Source organism: Lactococcus sp. bn62 (genome assembly GCF_029492705.2).
In the GTDB taxonomy this organism is placed as follows: domain Bacteria; phylum Bacillota; class Bacilli; order Lactobacillales; family Streptococcaceae; genus Lactococcus; species Lactococcus petauri.
This window is the reverse complement of sequence record NZ_CP120417.1, coordinates 439,175-461,287: the sequence shown is the minus strand read 5'-3', so window position 1 is coordinate 461,287 and position 22,113 is coordinate 439,175. Positions and strand designations below refer to the sequence as shown.

Below are 22,113 nucleotides of genomic sequence, written 5' to 3'. Positions count from 1 at the left end.
AGCTCTAATAGTATTATACTTTATTTTGAAGAAAAATCGAAAGAAGAATTATTATGAAAGTACTTGTAACTCTTTTCTGGTCAGCCGTTATCGGCGAAGTTGTAGGTTACATCATGACCGCACTCGCTGGGGTAGCTGACAAGCCGTTTAGCACTTTGGTTGTCTCACTGGTATTCGGACTTTTTGTTTTACTCATTAGTAAAGTCGGAGTTGTGGAACCAAAGCATTAATCTCTCTTTCAAAGACCGATCAAAAAAAGCAGGTTTTCAATCTGCTTTTTTTGTGTCATAATAATCCTTTTCTTGTAGCTCCCAGTACTCTTGATCTGTCTCACTAATTTCTCTTAAAATACGTGCCGGATTTCCCACAGCGATAACATGTGCGGGCAGATCCTTAGTAACTACTGCTCCTGACCCTACAATCGTTCCTTCACCAATACTAACACCTGGATTCACAATAACACCTGCACCGAGCCATACACGATCGCCAATAGTGATTGGTTTTGCATATTCAAGCCCTCGAACCCGAACAGCTGCATCGATAGGATGCAATGGTGTAATCAGGCTTACGCGAGGTCCAAACATCACATCGTCTCCAATAGTGATTGGTGCAACATCCAAAAAAATACAATCCACATTGGCATAAAAATTTTCACCAATGTGTGTGTTAAAACCATAATCGACTTGAAGTGGCGGATTCACATAAATAGATTTTCCTGTACTCCCAAACAATTGTTTCTCTAAAGCAATAATTTCTTTTTGATCCATTAGGCTGGTTTGATTTATCTTTTGGGCAAGTACTCTTCCTGGTTGTGGATCATACTCTTTTTCAATCTTAGATGCTCTATAAAGTTGCCCTGAAATCATACGTTGATACTCTGACATGGCTTCTCCTCTCAATATTGCATCCAGTATATCAAATTATGATAGGAAAAAATATTAAAAAGTAAGCACTAAAAAAATCCCCACCTTAAGTAGGGATTTTTATTTTCACATATTTTCCACTGCAGCTTTAACAAAGGCTTGATAAAGCTCTTCTGGACGGTTTGGACGTGATTGTAATTCTGGGTGATATTGACAAGCAACGAAGAATTTTTTATCGGTTAACTCAACGATTTCGACCAAACGGTTGTCTGGGGAAACACCAGAGAATGTAAAGCCTGCCGCTTCAAATTGTTCACGATATTTATTATTAAATTCATAGCGGTGACGGTGACGACGTTGAACGACATCCGCATCGTTATATGCCGCACGTGCTTTAGTGTTTGCTTTTAGTTTTGATGGGTAGAGTCCTAAGCGCAAGGTTCCTCCCATGTCTTCAACATCAACTTGGTCACGCATGATATCGATAATTGGATATGGTGTTTCTGGGTTTAATTCGTAAGAATGTGCCCCTTTCATGCCTAAAACATTGCGTGCAAACTCCACGCAAGTCATTTGCATACCAAGACAAATACCCAACATTGGTACATCATTTTCCCGGGCATAACGGATAGCTGAAATCTTACCTTCTGAACCACGTTCACCAAATCCACCAGGGACGATAATACCATGTGCATCTTTCAAACGTGCAGCAGCATTACTATCATCTAAGTCATTTGCATTCACCCAGTCCAATTCAATGTCACTATCTGCTGGATATCCCGCATGTTTCAAGGCTTCTGTCACTGAGATATAGGCATCTGGCAACTCTACGTATTTACCAACCAAAGCGATTTTGACTTTTTTCTTAAGGTTCATCACATGGTCAACCATTGCTGCCCATTCGGTCATATCAGCTGCAGGGGCGTCAAGTTTCAAATGATCACAAACGATTTGATCCATGTTTTGCTCTTGCAAGTTTAATGGAATTTGGTAGAGATGTTCCACATCAAGAGACTGGATAACTGCTTCAGGATCAACATCACAATACATGGCTACTTTGTCGCGCATTTCGCGTGTGATTGGAACTTCTGTACGAAGCACCAACATATTGGCCTGGATACCATATTCACGCAATGTTTTTGTCGCATTTTGTGCAATTTTCGTTTTCAACTCCCCAGCTGCACGCAAGTGGAGGATTGGCACAGTGTGAATGTACATCACATTATCTGAACCAACTTCGGCTTTCATTTGACGTAGGGCTTCAATGAATGGGAGGGATTCCATATCACCTACTGTACCACCAACCTCAGTGATGATAACATCAGCGTCAGTCATTGTTGCTGCATGCTTAATTTTTTCTTTTAATGTATCTGTAACGTGAGGCACCATTTGAACTGTCGCTCCAAGGTACTCCCCTTTACGCTCTTTACGTAAAATTTCAGAGTAAACTTTACCTGAAGTTACATTTGAGTATTTATTAAGATTGATATCAATAAAACGTTCATAGTGCCCAAGGTCAAGGTCTGTTTCAGCGCCATCATCTGTAACAAAAACCTCACCGTGTTGATAAGGGCTCATTGTCCCTGGGTCAATATTAAGATACGGATCAAATTTTTGTACAGTTACTTTAAGGCCACGGTTTTTGAGCAAACGTCCCAAAGACGCTGCAACAATACCCTTACCCATTGATGATGTACCACCACCTGTGACGAAAATATACTTAGTTGCCAATGCGAAATCTCCTCTGTTTTCTATATTAAGCCTGGGAAAATATAATGGAAAAATAGTTGCTTTTTTATTTTTCCTAATGAGGCGCTTAGGCAAAGCTCCGTAGAGCTTGCCATCCATCATTTAGTGGTTTTAGCCACAAATGTTGGTAGCGAAACAAAAAAATAAGCTCCCTTTTGTAAGGGAGCTTCTGACTTTACCGCAAAAAGCGGTGCCCGAATATTATTCTATATGATTTTGATTTTTTTGTCAAGGTCCTAGATTTTATCTGGAGCAAAAAAGAGGATAAGAACATCTATCCTCCTTTTAGAAATTAGTGAATATCAGTAGGACTCGCGAGCAACTGGTTTCCCTCTGAGGTCATCTACTTCGACTTTAAATGTCATCTGCACCTCCCTCTTTATTGTTAAATACATTTTCTCACACTTTGTCCTTATTACCAACTCATATGCAAAATTTCCAGTGAGGCACTTATCCAGACTTTTACTTACTCATAACTTGCACGTTCCCCACCAATAAGCTTAGGACGTGATTTGAGAGCTGTGACATGCGCTCCGCCAAGTTCTTTCAAGACAGGTCGCACAGGGATTTGGACATGCTTTACGTGCATTCCAATAGCTGTATCGCCAATATCGAGTCCAGCATATGCCGTGATATGCTCCACTTCTACTGGTGCCTTAAATAGCTTATAAGCTGCGACTTGTCCACTCCCTCCTGCATGAAGCTGTGGAACAACCGAAACGATTTCCAAATCTTTTTTGTCCGCCAATTCTTGCTCTATAAGTAAAGCACGGTTAAGGTGTTCACAAGCCTGGACAGCTAAATAAATATCCCGCGCCTTGAGTGCTTCATAAATCGTTCCGACAATTACTTCGCCAATCTCAGCTGAGGAGTTCTTACCAATTGTACCGCCATTGACTTCGGAACTAGATAGGCCCAAGACAAAAATCTGTCCAGCTTTTATCTCTGTTTTTGCAATAACATCTTCAATAATTGTTTTTGTTTCTTCTTTAATTTGTTTTAAGTCCATGAAGAGCACCTGATTTCTTAAGAATTTCTGTAAGAAGCAAAGCAACGACAAAACCGACACTGGTTTGCACGGCATTAATTGCCATGTCGGGTAATGCCACGGCTAAACTTCCAACAATAAACATATCTGCTATAAAATAACCGCCGACCATAACCACGGTAGCCAACCCGTAATTAAGTGCTTTATTTTTTGTTATAACACCTAAATAACCTTGGAGTCCATGAATGACTAAGGTAAAGAACATGTATGCCGCATATCCCGCAATAAAATCATTGAGAAATCCTGCTAGTGCACCAACAATTAGACCTTCACGTTTTCCAAGAAGCATGGCTGTCGTGAAAATACCCGCATCAAGCAAGGTAAAATAACCACCAGGAATAGGTATTTTTGTGAAATAGCCTAAGACAAATGTCAAGGCAGCTAACAAAGCCAACAGGGTTAATTTTTTAGTTGAGTACTTCATTGCTCCTGCTTTCTTTTACTTTTCAAAGTTTGCTCGAATTCTACTCCATAACGTTTGTCAGCAGACTTTGGTGTATTTTTTATTGATTTAACTACATAGTCAACAGCTTCTCGTGTTGCTGCGGCTAAAGTTTTACCATTAGTTAACTCTGCAGATAAAACAGAACCGAAGATATCTCCAGTGCCATGATATGCACCTGGCAATTTTTCTGCCAAAACATAGTCAATCTGTCCGGTACTTCTTGCAGCCGCGGCTCCAATATATTTTTCATCAAGCATAACACCCGTCAAAACAACATTTTTTGCCCCACGTGCTTGTAATTTTTCAATGAGCATTTCAATAAATGCTTCTGACTGCACACCTTCTTGGTAAGGTGTTCCTGTTAAAAGGCACGCTTCTGTGATATTAGGCAAAAGAACATCTGCATAAGGCAAAAGTTCACCCATTTTTTCTACAAAGTGCATATCGAAAACACTATATAGTTCCCCATGATCAGCCATGACTGGATCAATGATAGCCAGATTATTCGCATCTTTATATATGCCAATCAAGTCTTTGAGCACGTCAATTTGTTCCGCAGAAGCCATAAAGCCACTATAAATTCCATCCATATGGAGATTTAATTCTTGCCAGGCTTGAATAATGTTGCGCATTTCATCTGTAAGGTCAAGATAAGTAAAGTTGGTAAAACCACCTGTATGTGTTGATAAAAGCGCTGTGGGCAATAGTCGACACTCTATGCCATAAGCACTAATAATCGGAAGCGCCACTGTTGAGGAACAACGACCTACGCAAGAAATGTCATGTACAGCAACAATATTTTTAGTCAAAATAAATTACCTCCTTGAGATAGAGCCCTTCTGGGGCAGCAGTCGGACCTGCTAGGTCACGATTTTTACTTTCTAAAATCTTTTTAATTTGCGAGACAGGCATCCGCCCATTTCCTATTTTGATCACAGTTCCCATCATATTACGAACTTGTTTATAAAGAAACCCATTGCCCCGAAAAATAAATTTATAGTTTTCATCGTCTAGTTTTACAATCTCAGCTTGAGTTATCGTTCGTATCTTATCTTTAACTGTAGCACCAGCTGCTGTAAAGCCAGTAAAGTCATGTGTACCAACCAAATCTGCTAGAGCTTGTCGCATCAAATCTTCATCAAGTTGATAGCGAAAATGTGCACGATACAAACGGTGAAAAGGACTCCGAACTTTACTGTTTTCCAGAAAATACTCATAAATCTTTTCATGCTTGTTAAAGCGAACATGAAAATCCTCTTCAACTTGTATGACTTCACGAAAGGCAATATCTGATGGGGTTTGCGTGTCCAAAGCGAAACGTAAACGTTCCTCATCTCGCTGCCCTTGCAAGTCGAAATGAATACGTTGAGCATGCGCATGCACTCCCGAATCTGTACGTCCTGAGCCATGCAATATCACAGTCTGGTGAGAATTTAATTTTGTCAAAACTTTTTCAATCTCTTCTTGTACAGTCCGTTGATTATTTTGGGTTTGAAAACCTGCAAAATTTGTGCCATCATAAGCAATCGTTGCCATATATCTAGTCATGTTTATATTATAGCAAAATCAAGTATAGATTTGTCTAACCTAATTTAGAGTTTCCCTTATTCTGCAAACTTTCTACTCTATTTTGAAAACCCTTTAATGCGACCAACCTTGCATTATTTAGGTTAGAAGCTCTTTTACACAACAATGCTATATGTCAATATAGAAGCCAAAAATGCCCACATACGTTTTGGAGTCACCCAAAGGAATCTTTTGTTAAGAAAGCCAGATGTTCTCATCATTACCATCATCAAAACTATACCAATGCAAGGTATTGTCTGAAAAAGACTGGCCCCTACTTCTTGCTTTGCGTTCTTTACTAACTTTTGAATAGACATTTTCTAGATTAGTATCAAAACGCGCTGCAAGTTCACTGGCTGTTCCACAATCTAAAAATGCTTCTCCTCTATAAACCGCATATAACTTTTTCATAGTCTTTCTCCTTAATCATTTTGATGCAAGTTGGCAAGCATTTTTTCTCTTTGCATCTTACGCCGCATTCTACGTTTCTCCTTACTTTCATGCTTGCGTCGCTCTATTTCTAGCTTGAGCAGTTCCTCCTCAAAGACTAATTCTTCCTGCTTGCTTTTCCTTTGCGATATTTTAACTCTTTCTTTAGCCCTAGAAACTTTTGTCTGGATTATTGTCATATCTTTTTCCTTTCTGTACCTTTTTTCAACTCACACCTTTTATAGAACTTTTGTCTATCTCAATTTGACTTTTGTATACTAATAAGCTACAATTAATGTAGAATGAAAAACCTATTGATTGGTGTGTATATTCTTACTCACACATACCTTATAGGACTTCTTTATAAAAGTTGCAAATCTTCTTTACAAGAAACATTATAGCATATTGGTATAAAATGTCAAGCGAAAAATATACCAATATGCTACAAACAGATAAAGCTATTCTGAAAGGTTAATAAATTTGGATTTATACGAAAAAATAAAAGAGTTAGCGGCCCAAAAGCATGTATCCATCAGACAAATTGAAGAACATCTGGGCTATGGTAATGGAACAATACGCCGCTGGAGTAAACAAACACCTGGTGTTGATAAAGTAACAGCAGTCGCCAAATACTTTAATGTCAGTGTTGATTATCTCCTTGGTCACCAAGAAAAAAGCAATCATCAAGAACCTATCGACCTTGCTCCTTTAGTAGACGAGAGTAAGGTTGACTGGGACGAATGGGTGTCTTTTGATGGCAAACCACTTACTGATGAAGTCAAAACGGCATTAAAACTTATTTTAGGTAAGCGTCTTGAAGACTAAGTGGGGGCTCTATGAACGAACAGGAACTAATAGAGCGTATAATCCTTGAGATAGAAAAATATGGAATTGAAGTTATCGGGGACAACTATTTTCCATTGGATGCTGTCACACATAACAGAAAAAAGATTACTATTTTTAATCCGAAAACGGTCAAGGCCTTTAAGTTGTGCCATGAGTTAATGCACATTAAGAATAATGATCGCTATCGTCTTGGAGAATGTGATACAACCAGCCCTCAGGAGAAACGAACAAATAAAGAAGCTATCCTCTTCCTCTGGGATATCTTTGTGTCCGAAGGCGGAAATTTTGAACTCTTCCAAAAATTTATCGAAATTTCTGGTTGTCCATGTGACACTTCTTTTGCGCTACTCTGTAAAGTGAACGAGGAAGTGATACACGCATTAAACAAATCAGACAGCCGAACGAAAGATTTTAGCACGATGTCGCTCAAAGAATGTGTGATTGACTACATCTCACACTTTGATGTTGTTGAGCAAATCAATACTTATCAATTTCTTGAAGCCTATAATTTGCCTTATGAGGATTATGATGCTGCCGTCGAAATTTTTAAAAAGATTTTAAAGTTGGATTACGCGTGCTAACTTTGAACTAATGCGGAGTACGCCTTTCGATATATAGTATAAAATAAAGCACTTCCCATGAAGTGCTTTATTTTTTTAATTTAAAAAGCCATCTTTTAAGCTTTACTTTTAGAACAAAAAATGCCCCGCCACGAAGGCGGAGCGAGGTTTGGCACCATGATCCGAGGGGGATTCGAACCCTCGACCGTTCGCTTAGAAGGCGAATGCTCTATCCAGCTGAGCTATCGGACCAAAATAGACAAGTAGATTTTTACACTACTTGTCTAGTCTATCATATTTTTCTAATTGAAGCAATTATTGTCCTGTATAAGGATCAACATAAGTGGTTGTACCATCTGCACTCGCACCTCCCATTCCTGGGTCAGTTGTTCCATATGCTGCGTCATCGTCTACAGAAGCCCCATAAGGATCTGGGGTAGTTGCATCAGCCTGACTTTCTTCAGAAGATTTTGTTTTATCCGATGAAGTTGGCTTATCACTTGTCGCTGCGCTACCATCTGTCGCAACATAGGTAGCAGAATTGCTGCTGTCAAGATTTACAAAAGAACCATTGACATCAATACCATAAACAGTTGACTTGCCATTTTCTGTTACTGTTGCTGAAGGCATGAAATAGGCATCAGGTATATTACCAGTTAATGTTTCGTATGTAATTAAATTATTACTTAAACTATTGCCTGTCTCTTTTTTCAGAGAGTTTCGTAAAGCGTTTTGAACGGCTAAAGTCGTATTTGTAGATAACAGCTGATAAGAACCACCATCTCCTGGATTCATATAATCAATCCCTTGATATTGAATCGAAACTACTTTATTAAAACAATCTCTATAACCTAATAAAGAAGTTAAAGTTGAGCCATTGATTGGAATATTTGTTTTGATGTCTTCACTAATATCGTCCAAGAATTTTTGATATTGAGTGATATTGTTCAATGCCAAGAGCTTCGTCACAACTGCTGAAATAACTTCACGCTGGTGTGCTGCACGACCATAGTCTCCATTAGGTAAGTGATGGCGATCACGCGAATAAACCAGCGCTTGGTCTCCATTAATGTGTTGTTTACCTGGTGGAACTTTCGCAGTGTACTCCGGCTCTGTGTCAGAGATATAAAGAGTCTGCCCAGTTGTATTGTCAATATCAATACCGCCCACATCATTGACCAAGTTGACCAAGCCATCAAAGTTAATCATGAGGAAGTTATCAACATTAATACCAGCCTGTTCTCCGATTGTCTTCATGGCATATTGGACACCTGTTTCCAGCCCTCCTGCATTATACCCCATCGGATAAGCGGCATTCATCTTCTGTGTCGAAACAGTATTACCTTTATTATCCAAAATGTTTGACATGACATCTCGCTCAAGAGAAACCATCGTTGTTGTATTCGTTTTGGGATTAAGGGTCATAACGATCTGTGAGTCTGAGTTACCATCCCAGCTGGTTGATCCTCCGCGGTCAGCTCCTCCAGTATCGACACCCATGAGTAAAATTGTTAATGGCTCAGTCGCTTTGATAATTTTTCCCGCATCTGTGCTTCCAACTTCCGCATAGGTTTTCGAAAATGCTTTTGTTGTGCTATCTAAAACTGTCGAAACATAGACAGTGGCTGCTCCAGCCGTTAAGGCGATGATCCCAACGATCATCAACAGCGATTTTTTCCAAAGTTTCATAGTAAAATTATATCAAATTTCTACAAATAAACAACAGGAAATGAAAAAAGCAACCAGATAGGCTTCTTTTTTCCTATCTGATCACTCTTATTTCACTTAGAAAAATTTGACCATTTGATACACATCTATCAATTGTCCATGTTCATCGCGTGCGCCATATTTTTGGACTGTTTCAAGCTCAAAACCAAACTTTTCATATAAATGGATAGCTGCTTTGTTGCGTTTTTGAACAGTTAATTCAAGTCGCTTTATCACGTCCATCTCCTCAATCCATTCAAGGGCATCCTCAAATAAAAAAGAAGCAATACCATAACCTTGAAATTGTGAACTTACAGCAATAAAAATATCCCCAATATGGCGTATGCGATAGTGAAAATCTGCCGTAATATGTAGAACGCCAGCAATTTCTTGACCAATAAAGGCTAGAAAATAAGCGTTATTGTCCTTCGTAAGAATCTGTGTCAAGTAATCTTGCATCTGCGTGGGCGACATAAGAATCCCCGCCTCATCTAAAGTCAGAAAATGACTTTCTTTTCCTACCTGATTAAGAAAAGCAATAAGCTTTATGCTATCTTCAGGAGTTGCTTCACGAATCAGTAACTCTGTGCTCATAATTCTCCTAGTAGTGCCTCATAGCGTTGTCCATGTGGAAGAAGTTCTAAGACACGTTCAGCATCCGTTGCAAAGCCGTCTGCGTATTTATCAAATTTCACTTCTAAGTAGGATTCAGGTAGACTTTCTCCCAGTAGCTCGCCCCATTCAATAACAGATATGCCTTCACCAAAAAGATAATCGTCAAGGTCAAAGCTGTCAGGATCATCTCCTGCACGGTAAACATCCATATGATATAAAGGGAGCTTTCCTTCCTCGTATTCTCGTACAATGGTGTAAGTTGGGCTCTTAATCATCTGCGAAATTCCTAAGCCCACAGCTAAACCCTTCACAAAGGTTGTTTTACCTGCACCAAGCTCTCCTGTCAAAACAATAATATCTTGTGCCTGAAGAAGGCCACCTAAACGCTCTGCAAATGCGAGCATCTTTTCTTCATTAACTTTTAATTTCATAGCCTTATTATAGCACAACTCAACACGTGAAAATTAGTAATTAAATCCCGGAAAACGGAAGTGATTGTTTTTCGCTAAGTCTTGTGTGACTCTAGCAAAGTCTAAAGGAGTCTTGTCTTTGGCCATTGACTCCTTTCCTCTTTCATGCAGTATGTCTGGGAACAAAAAAAGATTCCTTACGAATCTTTTTCTTTTATAGTTTTACGCCAATTTCTTCTTTGACTACGTCAACTATTGTGTCAACAACTTCATTTACTTCTTCATCTGTTGGTGCTTCAGCCATAACACGGAGAAGTGGTTCTGTTCCACTTGGGCGGACAAGAATGCGGCCTTTGCCGTTCATTTTTTCTTCCATGGCCGTAATAACTTCACGTATAGCTGGAATATCCATTGCCCCTTCTTTAGCAGCGTTATTTGCTACACGAACATTTACAAGTTTTTGAGGATAAATTGTGACTTCAGCTGCTAGTTCTGATAATTTTTTACCTGTTTCACGCATGACTTTTACAAGTTGGATAGCTGAGAGTTGTCCATCACCGGTCGTATTGTAGTCCAAGAAGACCATATGACCTGACTGTTCACCGCCAAAATTGTAATTATTTTTACGCATTTCTTCCACAACATAGCGGTCACCTACAGCCGTTACTACGGAATTCATACCTGCTTCTTCCAATGCTAAATGAAAACCAAGATTAGACATTACAGTTGTAACTACGGTATCTTTTGCTAATTTCCCTTGCTCAAGGAGATACTTCCCAACGATGAACATAATTTTGTCACCATCAACGATATTGCCATTTTCATCTACTGCGATAAGACGATCCGCATCACCATCGAAAGCCAGACCAATGTCGCTTCCAGTTTCTACAACCGTATCTGCTGTTTTCTCTGGGTGTGTTGAACCAACACCGTCATTAATATTAAGTCCATTTGGATTTTCACCAATCACTGTGAGTTCGGCATTTAAATCAGCAAACACAGCACGCGCAGATGTATATGAAGCACCATTAGCTGTATCGAGTACAATTTTGTAACCTTCAAAATCGCCTTCAGCTGTTGTTTTCAAAAATGCTTGATATTTACGTACAGCTTCATTATAATCGTGTAAAATTCCCAAACCTTCAGCAGAAGGTCGTGGTAATTTATCTTCTTCAGCATCAATCAAAGCTTCGATTTCTAACTCTTTATCATCGTCAAGTTTAAAACCATCTGCTCCGAAGAACTTAATTCCGTTATCCAAGGCTGGATTATGGCTGGCAGAAATCATAACCCCTGCAGAGGCTTCTTCTTTACGGACCAAATAAGCCACTCCTGGTGTAGCAATAACACCCAAGTCATAAACCTCAATCCCTACTGATAACAGACCTGAAATAAGGCTTGTTGAAAGCATCTGACCCGAAATACGTGGATCACGTGCTACATACACTTTTGGTGTTCCGATTTCATGTTGGCTAAGAACATAGCCACCAAAGCGCCCAAGTTTAAAGGCCATTTCTGGCGTTAACTCTACATTTGCCTCTCCACGAACGCCATCTGTTCCAAAATATTTACCCATTTTATTCTTCTCTTTTCTTTTTTTACTTATTTATTTTTTTACTGGAGTCATTGTTACTTCTACTTGACTAGGTTTCACACTTGCTCCATTTGCCTGTATATCGACATTTACAGTCTCTTTTTCCGTAATATTAGATATGTTTACCGTCGCATCAACACTATTAATCTTATCTAGAGCACTTTGTTCTCCTGAAATGGTGACTGTCTTCTGAGAGAGAGACGTCTTCATGTCTGAAAGACTTTGGTCAAGTGTTCCCGTTTTCTTCACATTAACTGGGACTGTTTTTGACGGCTTTTCTACGCTCACTTTCATTTGCACTGTCGCCGGACTGATTTGTGCGGGAAGTAATTTTCCGTCAGCATCAACTGCATGCAAGGTAACCGTACCAGAGTAATCATCATTTAAGTATGCATCACTTGGTAAGGCCGCTTGGATGGCATGGATTTGTTTGATGCTTGTTTCCCCTGCTGTTACTTTGACTTTTTCTTGACTCAGCTTGATGTCATTAACTTTGAAACCATCTGGTAGCTGCGCTTGTTCAATCAAGGGTGTTACATTAAATTCAGCACTGGCTTTCTTTTCTAAGCGAACGGTCAAGGTTGTAGGTTCAATTTGTGCATTTATGCCATTAGGAAGTTGTTGGATACGTACGGGCATCGTCACTGTTCCTTCTTTTGCATTGGATAAATCCACCACAAGATAAAAGTTCCGAGAATCCGGGTTTTCTTCTGTATTAATCTGAACGCGATTGTAACTTGTCAGGTAGACATTAGCAGTATTATTATAACCACTGGAAAAATATTCATCTGAATTATACTTAATTTCAATTGGTACATTGGAAATAGTTGTCGTATAAACTTCTCCAGTTGTTGAGTTACCTTGATTTCTCAACGCAGCAGAGCTTGCATTAAAGAATAAAATTACTGCAAAGAAAATGGAAGCTAAGATTGTAAAAAGTTTTGAAGCGAAAAAATTATTTCTCATTATTTTTTGCCTCCTGTTTCTTCTGGTCCCAAAATAGCGATAAGTTTTTCATGGAACACTTCTTTTGAAATATCCGCGTACAACTCACCATTATAAGCGATAGATATTCCTCCTGTTTCTTCCGAAACAACAAGAACTAAAGCATCTGAAGATTCTGATAAACCTATAGCTGCACGATGTCGTGTCCCAAACTCTTTGGATATTCCCGTTTTCTCAGTTAAAGGAAGGTAGGCACTGGTTACAGCAATTTTATCATCTTGAATAATCACTGCCCCATCATGTAAAGGCGTATTCGGGATAAAGATATTGATGATTAATTCACTGGAGATATCTGCATCTAACCTTATCCCTGTGGAAGCATACTCACTCAGAGTTTGTGTTCGCTCAATAGCAATGAGTGCTCCAATTTTACGCTCAGACATATAGGCAAAAGATTTTTCATATGCCTCAATATAGCTATTGATAGACCGGTTGCGTCCACCGGATAACCGATTGGTCGTCCGACCTAATCCTTCCAAAGCTCTACGTATTTCTGGTTGAAAGATAATAACACCGGCAATCGCACCATAGGTAATTACTTGATTGAGTAGCCACTCTAAAGTGGTCAAACCGATCAAACCAGCAACTATTCTTATGAGAACAAAAATAATAACACCACGTACTAAGCTGACCAGCTTTGTGCCTTGTACAAAACGCATAGCTAAATAAAGAAAAAAGCTTACAATAGCGATATCGATGATTGAAATGAACACACGCCAAGGCGATTGGTTTAACTCCAATATTTTTTGCCAGAAGTCAAGATTAAAAATTTGACTAAAATCACTCACATACTGCCCTCCTCACTGACTTATTCTTTACTATTATACCAAAAATACATTTCTTTATGTTATCTCCCACATAAAGAAAAAGCGACTTACACTAAGTTGCCGCTTTTCTCTTTTTTATTTTGCTTGACGTGCAGCTTTTCGTGCAGCTCGTCTTGCCTCACGCTCAGGATCTACTGGGCGTTCTTTTCTTTCTCTTTTTTCACGAACTGGCTGCGCAGCTTTTTTATCCGAAGCTTTTGCTTCACGAGCAATAAATTTTTCGTAATCCCCTGACATTCGGGCATACCGTAAGAATTTTTTCTTCGCATCTGCCGCAGCTTTTGCATAAAGCAATTCTGCTTGCTCTGCATTGACCTTCATAAGATTGGCAAAGCGAGACTGTTTCACCAACAATTCTCTTACTTGTCCAAAATCTGGACGTTTAAAATCTAATGTCAGAGGATTTTTTCCAACTTCTTCAAGTGCTGGATTGTAGCGGTAAAGTTGCCAATATCCACTGTTTACTGCAGCTTTTGCTTCATCAAGCACCTTGCTCATTCCCTCATAGTTTCCATGTGTAATACATGGTGTATAGGCAATAATTAGAGAAGGGCCCTTATGTTTTTCCGCTTCATCAAAGGCTTTGATTGTTTGCATCATGTTTGCACCACTTGCGATTTGAGCGACATAAACATTGCCGTAAGTCATAGCCATAAAGCCAAGATCTTTCTTCGCAGCAACCTTTCCGCCAGAAGCAAACTGCGCAATCGCACTTGCCGGTGTACCTTTGGAAACCTGTCCACCTGTATTGGCATAAACTTCGTTATCCATAACGAGGATATTTACATCTGCACCGCTGGCAATAACGTGATCCAATCCACCAAATCCAATATCATAGGCCCAGCCATCGCCACCAAAAATCCACTGTGTAGGTTTTACAAATTGGTCTTTTTCATTATATATTTCTTGTAGCAGAGCTGAATTTTCTTTTTCCTCTTTAAGCACGGCTTTGAACTTTTCAGCACGTGCTCTTGTACCTTCAGAATCTTCCAGGTGCTCCAGCCAATCCTCAGCTAACTGTGCTAAGGTAGCCGACATTTCAGGTAGGGCTACCTTAACTTGTGCTGCAAGTTTTTGCCGTCTTGTTTGACTTGCAAACCACATGCCATAACCGTATTCAGCATTATCTTCAAAGAGCGAATTTGACCATGCTGGACCTTGCCCAACATTATTTGTGGCATAAGGGGCAGCCTGTGTCCCCCCATAAATAGAAGAACATCCTGTGGCATTGGAGATCATCATACGATCACCAAACATCTGTGTAAGCAGTTTGATATAAGGCGTTTCCCCACAGCCAGAACACGCACCAGAAAACTCAAAGAGTGGTTGGTTAAACTGTGTAGCAGCGACTGTACCAGAGCGTGCTGGATTTTCTTTTTGCTTAAGTGTCATCCCAAAAGCCCAGTTGATGGCTTGAGTTTTTTGACTTTCATAAGGTACCATTTTTAGGGCTTGCCCTTTTTTCGGACAAGCTTCCACGCAGAGTCCACAGCCTGTACAATCCTCTACGGAAACTTGAATCCGGTACTTCAGACCGTCTTTGCCACGGTAATCCATCACACTGAAGCCTTCTGGCGCCACATTCCATTCATCTTCATCTGCGAGGAAAGGACGAATGGCAGCATGTGGACAGACAAAAGAACATTCATTACATTGCGTACATGCAGCGCCGTTCCATTCTGGAACTTCCAAAGCAATGCCGCGTTTTTCAAAAGCAGATATTCCTAGCGGACTACTTCCTGCTGCTACATTGGTAGCCACATCCTGAACAGTTAATTGATCACCTTCAAAGGCATTGACCTTATCTAAAAAGTTGAAAACATAGCGTTTACGTGCTGTATCTGCCGGAGCGGCTTTGGTAACTTTTTCTTCTGTGTCAGCCCATGAGGTAGGTACTTTTACTTCATGTAAATGATGCAGGGCTGCTTCCATAGCTTGTAAATTTTGCTCTACAATCTTTGGCGATTTACGGGCATACTTCTGTGCATCCTCTTTAAGAATCGCATAGACCTTATCAAAGGGCATAATGTTGGTCAACTTAAAGAAAGCAACTTGCATGATGGTATTAATGCGTCGCCCCAAACCAGTGGTTTGTGCAATCTTAGCAGCATCGATTGTGTAGAAACGAATCGCATGTTCCGCAATATACTTTTTAAGCTGGGCAGGTAAATTTCGATCAAGTTGTTCATCTGTCCAGCTTGTATTAAGGAGGAAAATCCCTCCAGGGCGCAAGCCTTTTGTTAAATCATATTGGCGCACATAAGTTGTATTATGGCAGGCTACAAAGTCAGGATGCGAAATCATATACTCCGACTGAATAGGACTGTCACCAAAGCGCAAATGACTTACGGTCAGTCCACCTGATTTTTTCGAATCGTACTCAAAGGCACCTTGAACATATTTGTCCGTATGGTCACCGATGATTTTAATAGCAGCTTTATTCGCACCCACGGTCCCATCTGAACCAAAGCCCCAGAATTTTGCTTGATAAGTATCTGCTGAAGTGAGATCCAAGTTCCCTGCAAGCGGTAAGGAAAGATGAGTCTGATCATCATCTATACCGATAGTAAAGCTTTTCTTCACAGATTTATTTTTTAGCTGCTCGAAAACTGCCACGATGTGCTCTGGTCGCGTATCTTTACCACCTATACCGTAACGTCCACCAATAACATAAATATTTTGCTCAAACAGCAAATCTTTAATATCGAGTAAAAGAGGCTCAGCATTACTTCCTGCTTCTTTTGTCCGGTCAAGTACGGCAAGTGAAGTCACCGTTTTAGGTAATTTTTCAAGAAAATTTTCTGAGGGAAATGGACGGTAAAGATGGATATTCAAAAAGCCCACTTTGCGCCCTTGATGATTCAGGTAATCAACAGTTTGTTTAACTGTTCCGGCAACAGATCCCATACTTACAATAACTTCTTCGGCATCTGGTGCTCCATAGTAATCTACCAGATCATAATCCGTCCCACGCAAGTGATTTATTTCCCGCATGTATTTTTGAACGAGTTGAGGAAGTTCCTCATAATATGGATTGACCGTTTCACGCTGTTGGAAATAGATATCAGCATTCTGATTGGTTCCTGACACAGTTGGATGGTCTGGATTCATCGCACGTTGACGGAAAGCACTTAATTTCTCTTGATTAATCAATTTTGCTAGGTCTTCGTAATCCAGAACATCAATTTTTTGGATTTCATGTGAGGTGCGAAAACCATCAAAGAAGTTTAAAAAGGGCACCGATGCTTCAATTGTTGTCAGGTGGGATACAGCTGACAAGTCCATAACTTCTTGGACGCTAGATGCTGCTAACATGGCAAAACCTGTGGAACGCGCTGCCATAACATCCGAATGATCGCCTGAGATATTCAGTGCACCTGTTGCAATAGCACGTGCTGCCACGTGGATAAGCCCAGGAAGAAGTTCGCCTGCCATCTTATACATATTGGGCAACATCAGTAAAAGCCCCTGAGACGAGGTAAATGTTGTTGCTAGAGCTCCAGCTTTTATGGCACCATGCAAAGCTCCAGCAGCACCTGCTTCTGATTGCATCTCGCTCAGTTTAACAGGTTGTCCCCAAATATTTTTGCGGCCCGAAATCGACCAAGCATCTGTATAATCAGCCATTGGTGAACTTGGCGTAATGGGGTAAATCATTGCAATTTCAGAGAAAGCATACGCAACATGTGCGGCTGCCATATTCCCATCCATAGTTTTTTTCATGATAAAGTCCTTATGTAAAAGCATTTATTTGGTTTTTCATCAGAAAAAACGGTGTCATTTGTTTTTTCTGTGGAAATATTCCTGAAAATCCAAGAGCTCTTACGCTTAAATTTTTGACTACTTCTATTTTAGCACTTTTAATTATAGGCTCCATGAGTGATGAGTGTCAAACACTTTTGACAAAAAGAGTGTTCACTGTAAGTAAACCACAACTTTCCTAGCCTCATTTTCATAGGTAAAAGCCAACACATAATAATAAAAAGGTACTTTTAATAAGCACCTTTATTTTTCTCCCAAATTTCTGTCAAATAATTTAAAGTTAGGCAGTCCGTCTGAGGCACTAAAGTAATGTCGGAGCCCAAGTCTTCCGCACACCCTACTCCAACAGGTAAACTTCCCGCAGCTTTAATAGCTGTAATTCCTGCCTGTGCATCTTCAATTCCAATGGCTTCTTCTAGAGAAATACCAACTCCTGCTGCTGCCGCTTGGAAAATATCTGGTGCTGGTTTTGAGGCTGCAACCTTTTCTGGATTTGCTATAAAATCAAAATAAGGGGTTAATGCCATACGCTCCAAAAGTATCGGACCATTTTTAGAAGCTGAAGCCAAAGCAATTTTAATATCACAGTCCTTTAATTCTTGCAGCAACTCTAAAATCCCTGGATAAACGTCTGCTGGACTGACTTTTTGAATCATCTGTAAATAATTGTCATTTTTCCGTTTTGTTAGTGTGGCAAATTCTTCCATAGAAAAATCATTTTCTCGGTTTCCTAAAGATAATATTTTCCTCAAAGAATCCTCTCGTGAAACGCCTTTGAGTTGCTCATTAAATGTACGATCGACTCCCTCAATTCCTAGTTCCTCTGCTAAAATTCGCCACGCCTGATAATGGTATTCTGCGGTATCTGCAATCACCCCGTCAAGATCAAATAAAACTGCTTTAAACATGCTCAATTTCTCCAATTTCAAATATTTTAGTTTGTCCTTTGAACTTAATCTTAAATCTAAGCCCTTTTATCTCCTTTGGGAGATTATTTTTGACAGCAAAGCCATCAGCTGTAAGATGTAAACCTGCAAAGCCGTAGATTAATCCTAGCCAAGAGCCTCCCATATTGGCCGCGTGAATACCATGGCTGGCATTCCCTTGCAGGTCAGTCAGGTCCATTGTAGCCGCATCTTTAAAGAATTCATAAGCTAAATCATGACGTCCTAAATGACTCGCGACAACACCATAAACCGCACGTGACAAGCTACTGTCATGGGTGGTCATTGGTTCATAATAATCAAAGTCCCGCCCTATTTGTTCACGCTTTGTTTCACCGGCGAAAATCATATGCCCAAGTAAAGTATCCGCTTGCTTTAAAACCTGATGTTTATAAATTTTCATGGGATGATAATTAAGCAGTAAGGGATAATTTTCTGAAGGTGTATCTTCAAAATGCCAGACTTCTTTCGTCAAGAAAGATTCATCTTGCGGCGTAATACCAGCTTCATTGACAGGTACAAAATACATTTTCTGAGCCGCTTCAGCCCATAATTTACTCTTCTCATCTTTATCACCAAATTGTTGAGCAAGTTCGGCAGCGTATTTCAAGTTTTGTTGGGCCATTTTATTCGTATAGTAATTATTATTAACCAAAGCTGTATACTCATCTGGTCCAGTGACTTCGTGAATCTCAAAACCTCGTTTTGAAAAGAAACCGTAAGATAACCAAAAATTGGCCGTTTCATAAATAACTGATTTGGCTCTTTCCATAAAGGCATCATCACCCGTGACTTTATGATAAAGTCTAAAAGCATGTGCAATGTCTGCATTGATATGAACTTGTCCTGTGCCTGCTGGAAAGTAGGCTGAGGTTTCTTGGCCTGAAATTGTCCGCCAAGGATATAAAGCACCTTTAAAATCAAGCTCTGCTGCTCGCGCTTGTGCGGCAGGTAAAATATGTATACGATAGGTTAGGAGTTGCTTAGCCAGTTCTGGCTGCGTGTGAATAAAGAAAGGTAATAAGTACATTTCAGTATCCCAGAAATAATGTCCTTCGTATCCCTCACCTGTCAGACCTTTCGCTCCAAAGTTCGTCTTTCCATCTCGACCAGCAGAGTTGAACAGATGAAAAAGATTTACTCGAATACCTTTTTGCAGCACATCATCCCCGTTGATTTCGATATCGGAACTCTCCCAGAAGGCCTTAAAAATATCAATTTGTTGCTTTTTCAATGCTTCATAAGAATGTGTCTCAAAATGATTGGCCTTCGATATTTGGTAAAGCTGTGTCAGGCTAACATCCTGACCTTCTCTCAAATCAATTGTCCCTTCAAAAGCATCGAACTTAACATAAATTTTCAACTGACTATTTAAAGTTTGGTAGCAATTTCCTTCTTGGTGCATTTGTGTGCTGGCTTCACGCACCCGTGGGTCAAATGCTTTCTCAGCTTGCGGCTGAATTAATCGTGCCTTTTTCGTAATCTTAGCTTGACCAGAGAAATTCAGTGCTGATATTGTCCAGTATTGGGCATACACTTGCCGATCTGCATGACTTGCAAAGGATTCTAAACTCAGCATAATTTGTTTCCCTGAAACTGTTTCATAAACAAACGTTTCATGAAGTAAACCTGTTTGCATATCTAGACAGCGCTCTTGATTTTTTAAAACTTCCAGCGCTTCACCATCTATTTCGATATCGATTCGTCGTAAATCAAACAGTTTTATCATTGTCTCATGATGTTTCGCATAACCATAAGCATTTTCTCCATAAATAATTTCATGTTTTTCATAAAATCCATTTACAAATACACCCGGCGTAGCTTGTGCTGTGGCTATTGGCTCACTGGCACGTATCCCCATAAAACCATTAGCTTGGGCAAAGAGAGTTTCAATATTTCCTGAAGAATGGTTTCCTATGTCCTCAAGTCGTAATTCAAAATTTTTCATTATTTATTCATCCTCGTTTTTATTTCTCTCCATCCATACGTACACCTTGTAAGAAGTAACGGTTAAAGATGATGTAGAGAACGATGATAGGTAAGATCGTGAGGATTGAAGCTGCCATCACGCGGTTCCACATCTGTCCTCCTTGGTCAGCTGATTGCAACATTTGAAGACCTACAGTCAGCGTAAATTTACTCTGTGTTTTCAAATAAAGCATGGGCGAGAGGAAATTATTCCAAAAGCCCATGAAGACGAAAACACCCTGTGTTGCAATGGATGGTTTAGCCAAGGGCATCACAATACGAAAGAAGGTTCCTACCCGTGATAAGCCATCAATACGTGCGGCTTCCTCAACGTCCTTAGGGAAGTTTAAGAAAAATTGACGCATCATAAAAATATTTGAAATGTTGATTGCCATAGGTAAAATCAATGCAGCAAAGGAATCCATCATGCCCAAGTTTTGGATAATCAAATAGTTGGGGATGAGAAGAACCTGAGTGGGAACCATCATCATCGCTAAAATGCCATAATAAATGCGTTGACGTCCAGGAAACTGGAGACGAGCTAAGGCATAACCAGCCATTGTATTTAAGAAAATATTCACAGTTGTACCAATGACAGAAATAATAATAGAGTTCATCAACCACTGTGGGAAAAGAGAGCCTGAAACAGGATCAAAGAGATAGCGGTATTGTTCCAAGGTAAAGTTATCAGACCAGAGCGATAAATTTCCTGATGTAATTTCGGCTAAGGGTTTAAATGATGCTGCTACTGCCCACATGAAAGGATAGAAAGTGACAAAAGCATAGATGATCAGGATAGTATAAAGTAAGATTTTCAAGGCTTTTTGCTTTTTAGTTTTTCTCATGCCCATTTCCTCCATTCAATTTTTCAGCAATGCGTGAGACTACGAAGATGATTATCGCAAGCATAATCGCAATGACCGCTGCATACCCCATTTGATTTTGTTGACCAAAAGCATATTGGAAAATCAAGAGACTGACTGTCAAGGTTGAATTTTCAGGTCCTCCCGTTCCTCCAGAAAAGATATAGGCTTGGTCAAACATTTGGAATGTCCCAATAATACCTGTGAGCAAAACAAAGGTTGTAATCGGACGCAAATAAGGAATCGTGATATAACGCAATTTTTGAAAAGCATTCGCCCCATCGATTTCAGCTGCTTCATACATGGCATCTGGTAAATCAACCAACGAAGCAAGGTAGATGGTCATAAAGTAAGGCACAGTAGACCAAATATTCATCACCATAATTACTTTCAACGTCCAGTCTGTATCATTGATAAAGTTAATCGGTCCATCAATCAAATGGATACTTTCAAGAAAGCCATTGATTGGGCCATTAAGGTTAAAGACAAACATGAAAATCAATGTCAAAGCGGCACTTGAAGTCAAAGTGGGTAAGAAATAAATGAGTCGAAACATTTTCTTAGCTTTAATCCCCTTGGAAGCTAAAATGTAAGCAATGACTAAGGCGATAATCGTTTGCACAGGCACAACAACAAGAGCAAAGAAACCCGTGTTTTGCAAGGCACGAAGTAGCTGCTTGTCTTGAAATAAATTTTGATAATTTCTAAATCCATTCCACTCGTAAGTATGCATGATGAGATTAACATCATTGAAGGATAAATATACAGCGAAAAGAATCGCTAAAACAAAGAAGACTAAAATGATTAACAATGCAGGTGTGATGAATCCATAGCCTTGAATCATTTCTGAAATCTGGCTCTTGGTACGTTTTTGTTTTTCCATAGTTTTTCCTCCAGTCAGTAACTCTTATG

22 protein-coding genes and 1 tRNA gene are annotated in these 22,113 nt (G+C 39.7%); 3 read left to right on the top strand and 20 right to left on the bottom strand.

Annotated features, from left to right (window positions below; genetic code table 11):
* Positions 1 to 53: 53 nt before the first annotated feature.
* Positions 54 to 230, top strand: a complete 177-nt coding sequence (locus tag P3G65_RS02630) for a DUF2929 family protein (protein WP_017369403.1) — start codon at positions 54 to 56, stop codon at positions 228 to 230.
* Positions 231 to 266: 36 nt separating this feature from the next.
* Here the strand turns inward: P3G65_RS02630 and P3G65_RS02625 are convergent, their stop codons facing one another.
* From P3G65_RS02625 to P3G65_RS02590, 8 genes are all read right to left on the bottom strand, one after another.
* Positions 267 to 884, bottom strand: coding sequence for a sugar O-acetyltransferase (locus P3G65_RS02625; RefSeq protein WP_019292644.1), 618 nt, complete (start codon positions 882 to 884; stop codon positions 267 to 269).
* A gap of 105 nt (positions 885 to 989) precedes the next feature.
* Positions 990 to 2,594 (bottom strand): CTP synthase, encoded by a 1,605-nt coding sequence (locus P3G65_RS02620; protein WP_019292645.1) that lies wholly within the window; start codon positions 2,592 to 2,594, stop codon positions 990 to 992.
* Positions 2,595 to 3,078: 484 nt separating this feature from the next.
* Complete coding sequence (locus P3G65_RS02615; RefSeq protein WP_019292646.1) at positions 3,079 to 3,621, bottom strand: TIGR01440 family protein; 543 nt, start codon at positions 3,619 to 3,621, stop codon at positions 3,079 to 3,081.
* Complete coding sequence (locus P3G65_RS02610) at positions 3,602 to 4,084, bottom strand: ECF transporter S component (RefSeq protein ID WP_019292647.1); 483 nt, start codon at positions 4,082 to 4,084, stop codon at positions 3,602 to 3,604. The genes P3G65_RS02615 and P3G65_RS02610 overlap by 20 nt, the downstream gene beginning before the upstream one ends.
* Positions 4,081 to 4,914 (bottom strand): pyridoxamine kinase, encoded by an 834-nt coding sequence (locus tag P3G65_RS02605; RefSeq protein WP_019292648.1) that lies wholly within the window; start codon positions 4,912 to 4,914, stop codon positions 4,081 to 4,083. Before P3G65_RS02605 ends, P3G65_RS02610 begins: the two co-directional genes overlap by 4 nt.
* Positions 4,907 to 5,653 carry a tRNA pseudouridine(38-40) synthase TruA gene (truA, locus tag P3G65_RS02600; protein ID WP_019292649.1) on the bottom strand — a complete coding sequence of 249 codons (747 nt, stop codon included), beginning with the start codon at positions 5,651 to 5,653 and terminating at the stop codon, positions 4,907 to 4,909. The genes P3G65_RS02605 and truA overlap by 8 nt, the downstream gene beginning before the upstream one ends.
* Positions 5,654 to 5,866: 213 nt before the next feature.
* The gene (locus P3G65_RS02595) at positions 5,867 to 6,082 is read right to left on the bottom strand and encodes a hypothetical protein (protein WP_019292650.1); all 216 of its coding nucleotides are present in this window, start codon (positions 6,080 to 6,082) and stop codon (positions 5,867 to 5,869) included.
* An 11-nt stretch (positions 6,083 to 6,093) separates the two neighbouring features.
* Complete coding sequence (locus P3G65_RS02590) at positions 6,094 to 6,300, bottom strand: hypothetical protein (RefSeq protein ID WP_019292651.1); 207 nt, start codon at positions 6,298 to 6,300, stop codon at positions 6,094 to 6,096.
* A gap of 280 nt (positions 6,301 to 6,580) precedes the next feature.
* Here P3G65_RS02590 and P3G65_RS02585 point away from each other — a divergent pair, with 280 nt between their 5' ends.
* Both P3G65_RS02585 and P3G65_RS02580 read left to right on the top strand, forming a co-directional pair.
* Positions 6,581 to 6,925 (top strand): XRE family transcriptional regulator, encoded by a 345-nt coding sequence (locus tag P3G65_RS02585; RefSeq protein ID WP_019292652.1) that lies wholly within the window; start codon positions 6,581 to 6,583, stop codon positions 6,923 to 6,925.
* An 11-nt stretch (positions 6,926 to 6,936) separates the two neighbouring features.
* Positions 6,937 to 7,527 carry a hypothetical protein gene (locus P3G65_RS02580; protein ID WP_019294176.1) on the top strand — a complete coding sequence of 197 codons (591 nt, stop codon included), beginning with the start codon at positions 6,937 to 6,939 and terminating at the stop codon, positions 7,525 to 7,527.
* Between the two features lie 157 nt (positions 7,528 to 7,684).
* On the opposite strand, the gene P3G65_RS02575 is transcribed toward P3G65_RS02580, so the two are convergent.
* The 12 genes from P3G65_RS02575 to P3G65_RS02520 all read right to left on the bottom strand — a co-directional run bounded on the left by P3G65_RS02575 (position 7,685) and on the right by P3G65_RS02520 (position 22,084).
* A tRNA-Arg gene (locus tag P3G65_RS02575) sits at positions 7,685 to 7,758 on the bottom strand.
* 63 nt (positions 7,759 to 7,821) lie between these two features.
* Positions 7,822 to 9,195 carry an LCP family protein gene (locus tag P3G65_RS02570; protein WP_019292883.1) on the bottom strand — a complete coding sequence of 458 codons (1,374 nt, stop codon included), beginning with the start codon at positions 9,193 to 9,195 and terminating at the stop codon, positions 7,822 to 7,824.
* Positions 9,196 to 9,291: 96 nt separating this feature from the next.
* Positions 9,292 to 9,807, bottom strand: a complete 516-nt coding sequence (locus P3G65_RS02565; RefSeq protein WP_019292884.1) for a GNAT family N-acetyltransferase — start codon at positions 9,805 to 9,807, stop codon at positions 9,292 to 9,294.
* A complete protein-coding gene (gene tsaE / locus P3G65_RS02560) occupies positions 9,804 to 10,259 on the bottom strand; it encodes a tRNA (adenosine(37)-N6)-threonylcarbamoyltransferase complex ATPase subunit type 1 TsaE (protein WP_019292885.1) in 456 nt (151 codons plus the stop codon). Before tsaE ends, P3G65_RS02565 begins: the two co-directional genes overlap by 4 nt.
* Before the next feature lie 193 nt (positions 10,260 to 10,452).
* Positions 10,453 to 11,814 carry a phosphoglucosamine mutase gene (glmM, locus tag P3G65_RS02555; protein WP_019292887.1) on the bottom strand — a complete coding sequence of 454 codons (1,362 nt, stop codon included), beginning with the start codon at positions 11,812 to 11,814 and terminating at the stop codon, positions 10,453 to 10,455.
* A gap of 30 nt (positions 11,815 to 11,844) precedes the next feature.
* Complete coding sequence (locus P3G65_RS02550; protein ID WP_284071319.1) at positions 11,845 to 12,798, bottom strand: YbbR-like domain-containing protein; 954 nt, start codon at positions 12,796 to 12,798, stop codon at positions 11,845 to 11,847.
* Positions 12,798 to 13,625: a diadenylate cyclase CdaA gene (gene cdaA / locus P3G65_RS02545; protein WP_019292889.1), complete on the bottom strand. Its 828-nt coding sequence runs from the start codon at positions 13,623 to 13,625 to the stop codon at positions 12,798 to 12,800. Before cdaA ends, P3G65_RS02550 begins: the two co-directional genes overlap by 1 nt.
* A 114-nt stretch (positions 13,626 to 13,739) precedes the next feature.
* Positions 13,740 to 17,387: a pyruvate:ferredoxin (flavodoxin) oxidoreductase gene (nifJ, locus tag P3G65_RS02540; protein ID WP_100205818.1), complete on the bottom strand. Its 3,648-nt coding sequence runs from the start codon at positions 17,385 to 17,387 to the stop codon at positions 13,740 to 13,742.
* A gap of 269 nt (positions 17,388 to 17,656) precedes the next feature.
* Complete coding sequence (gene pgmB / locus P3G65_RS02535; protein WP_019292892.1) at positions 17,657 to 18,334, bottom strand: beta-phosphoglucomutase; 678 nt, start codon at positions 18,332 to 18,334, stop codon at positions 17,657 to 17,659.
* A complete protein-coding gene (locus P3G65_RS02530) occupies positions 18,327 to 20,318 on the bottom strand; it encodes a glycoside hydrolase family 65 protein (RefSeq protein WP_019292893.1) in 1,992 nt (663 codons plus the stop codon). The genes pgmB and P3G65_RS02530 overlap by 8 nt, the downstream gene beginning before the upstream one ends.
* A 19-nt stretch (positions 20,319 to 20,337) precedes the next feature.
* Positions 20,338 to 21,183, bottom strand: a complete 846-nt coding sequence (locus P3G65_RS02525) for a carbohydrate ABC transporter permease (protein ID WP_019292894.1) — start codon at positions 21,181 to 21,183, stop codon at positions 20,338 to 20,340.
* The gene (locus P3G65_RS02520) at positions 21,170 to 22,084 is read right to left on the bottom strand and encodes a carbohydrate ABC transporter permease (RefSeq protein ID WP_019292895.1); all 915 of its coding nucleotides are present in this window, start codon (positions 22,082 to 22,084) and stop codon (positions 21,170 to 21,172) included. Before P3G65_RS02520 ends, P3G65_RS02525 begins: the two co-directional genes overlap by 14 nt.
* Between the last annotated feature and the right edge of the window lie 29 nt (positions 22,085 to 22,113).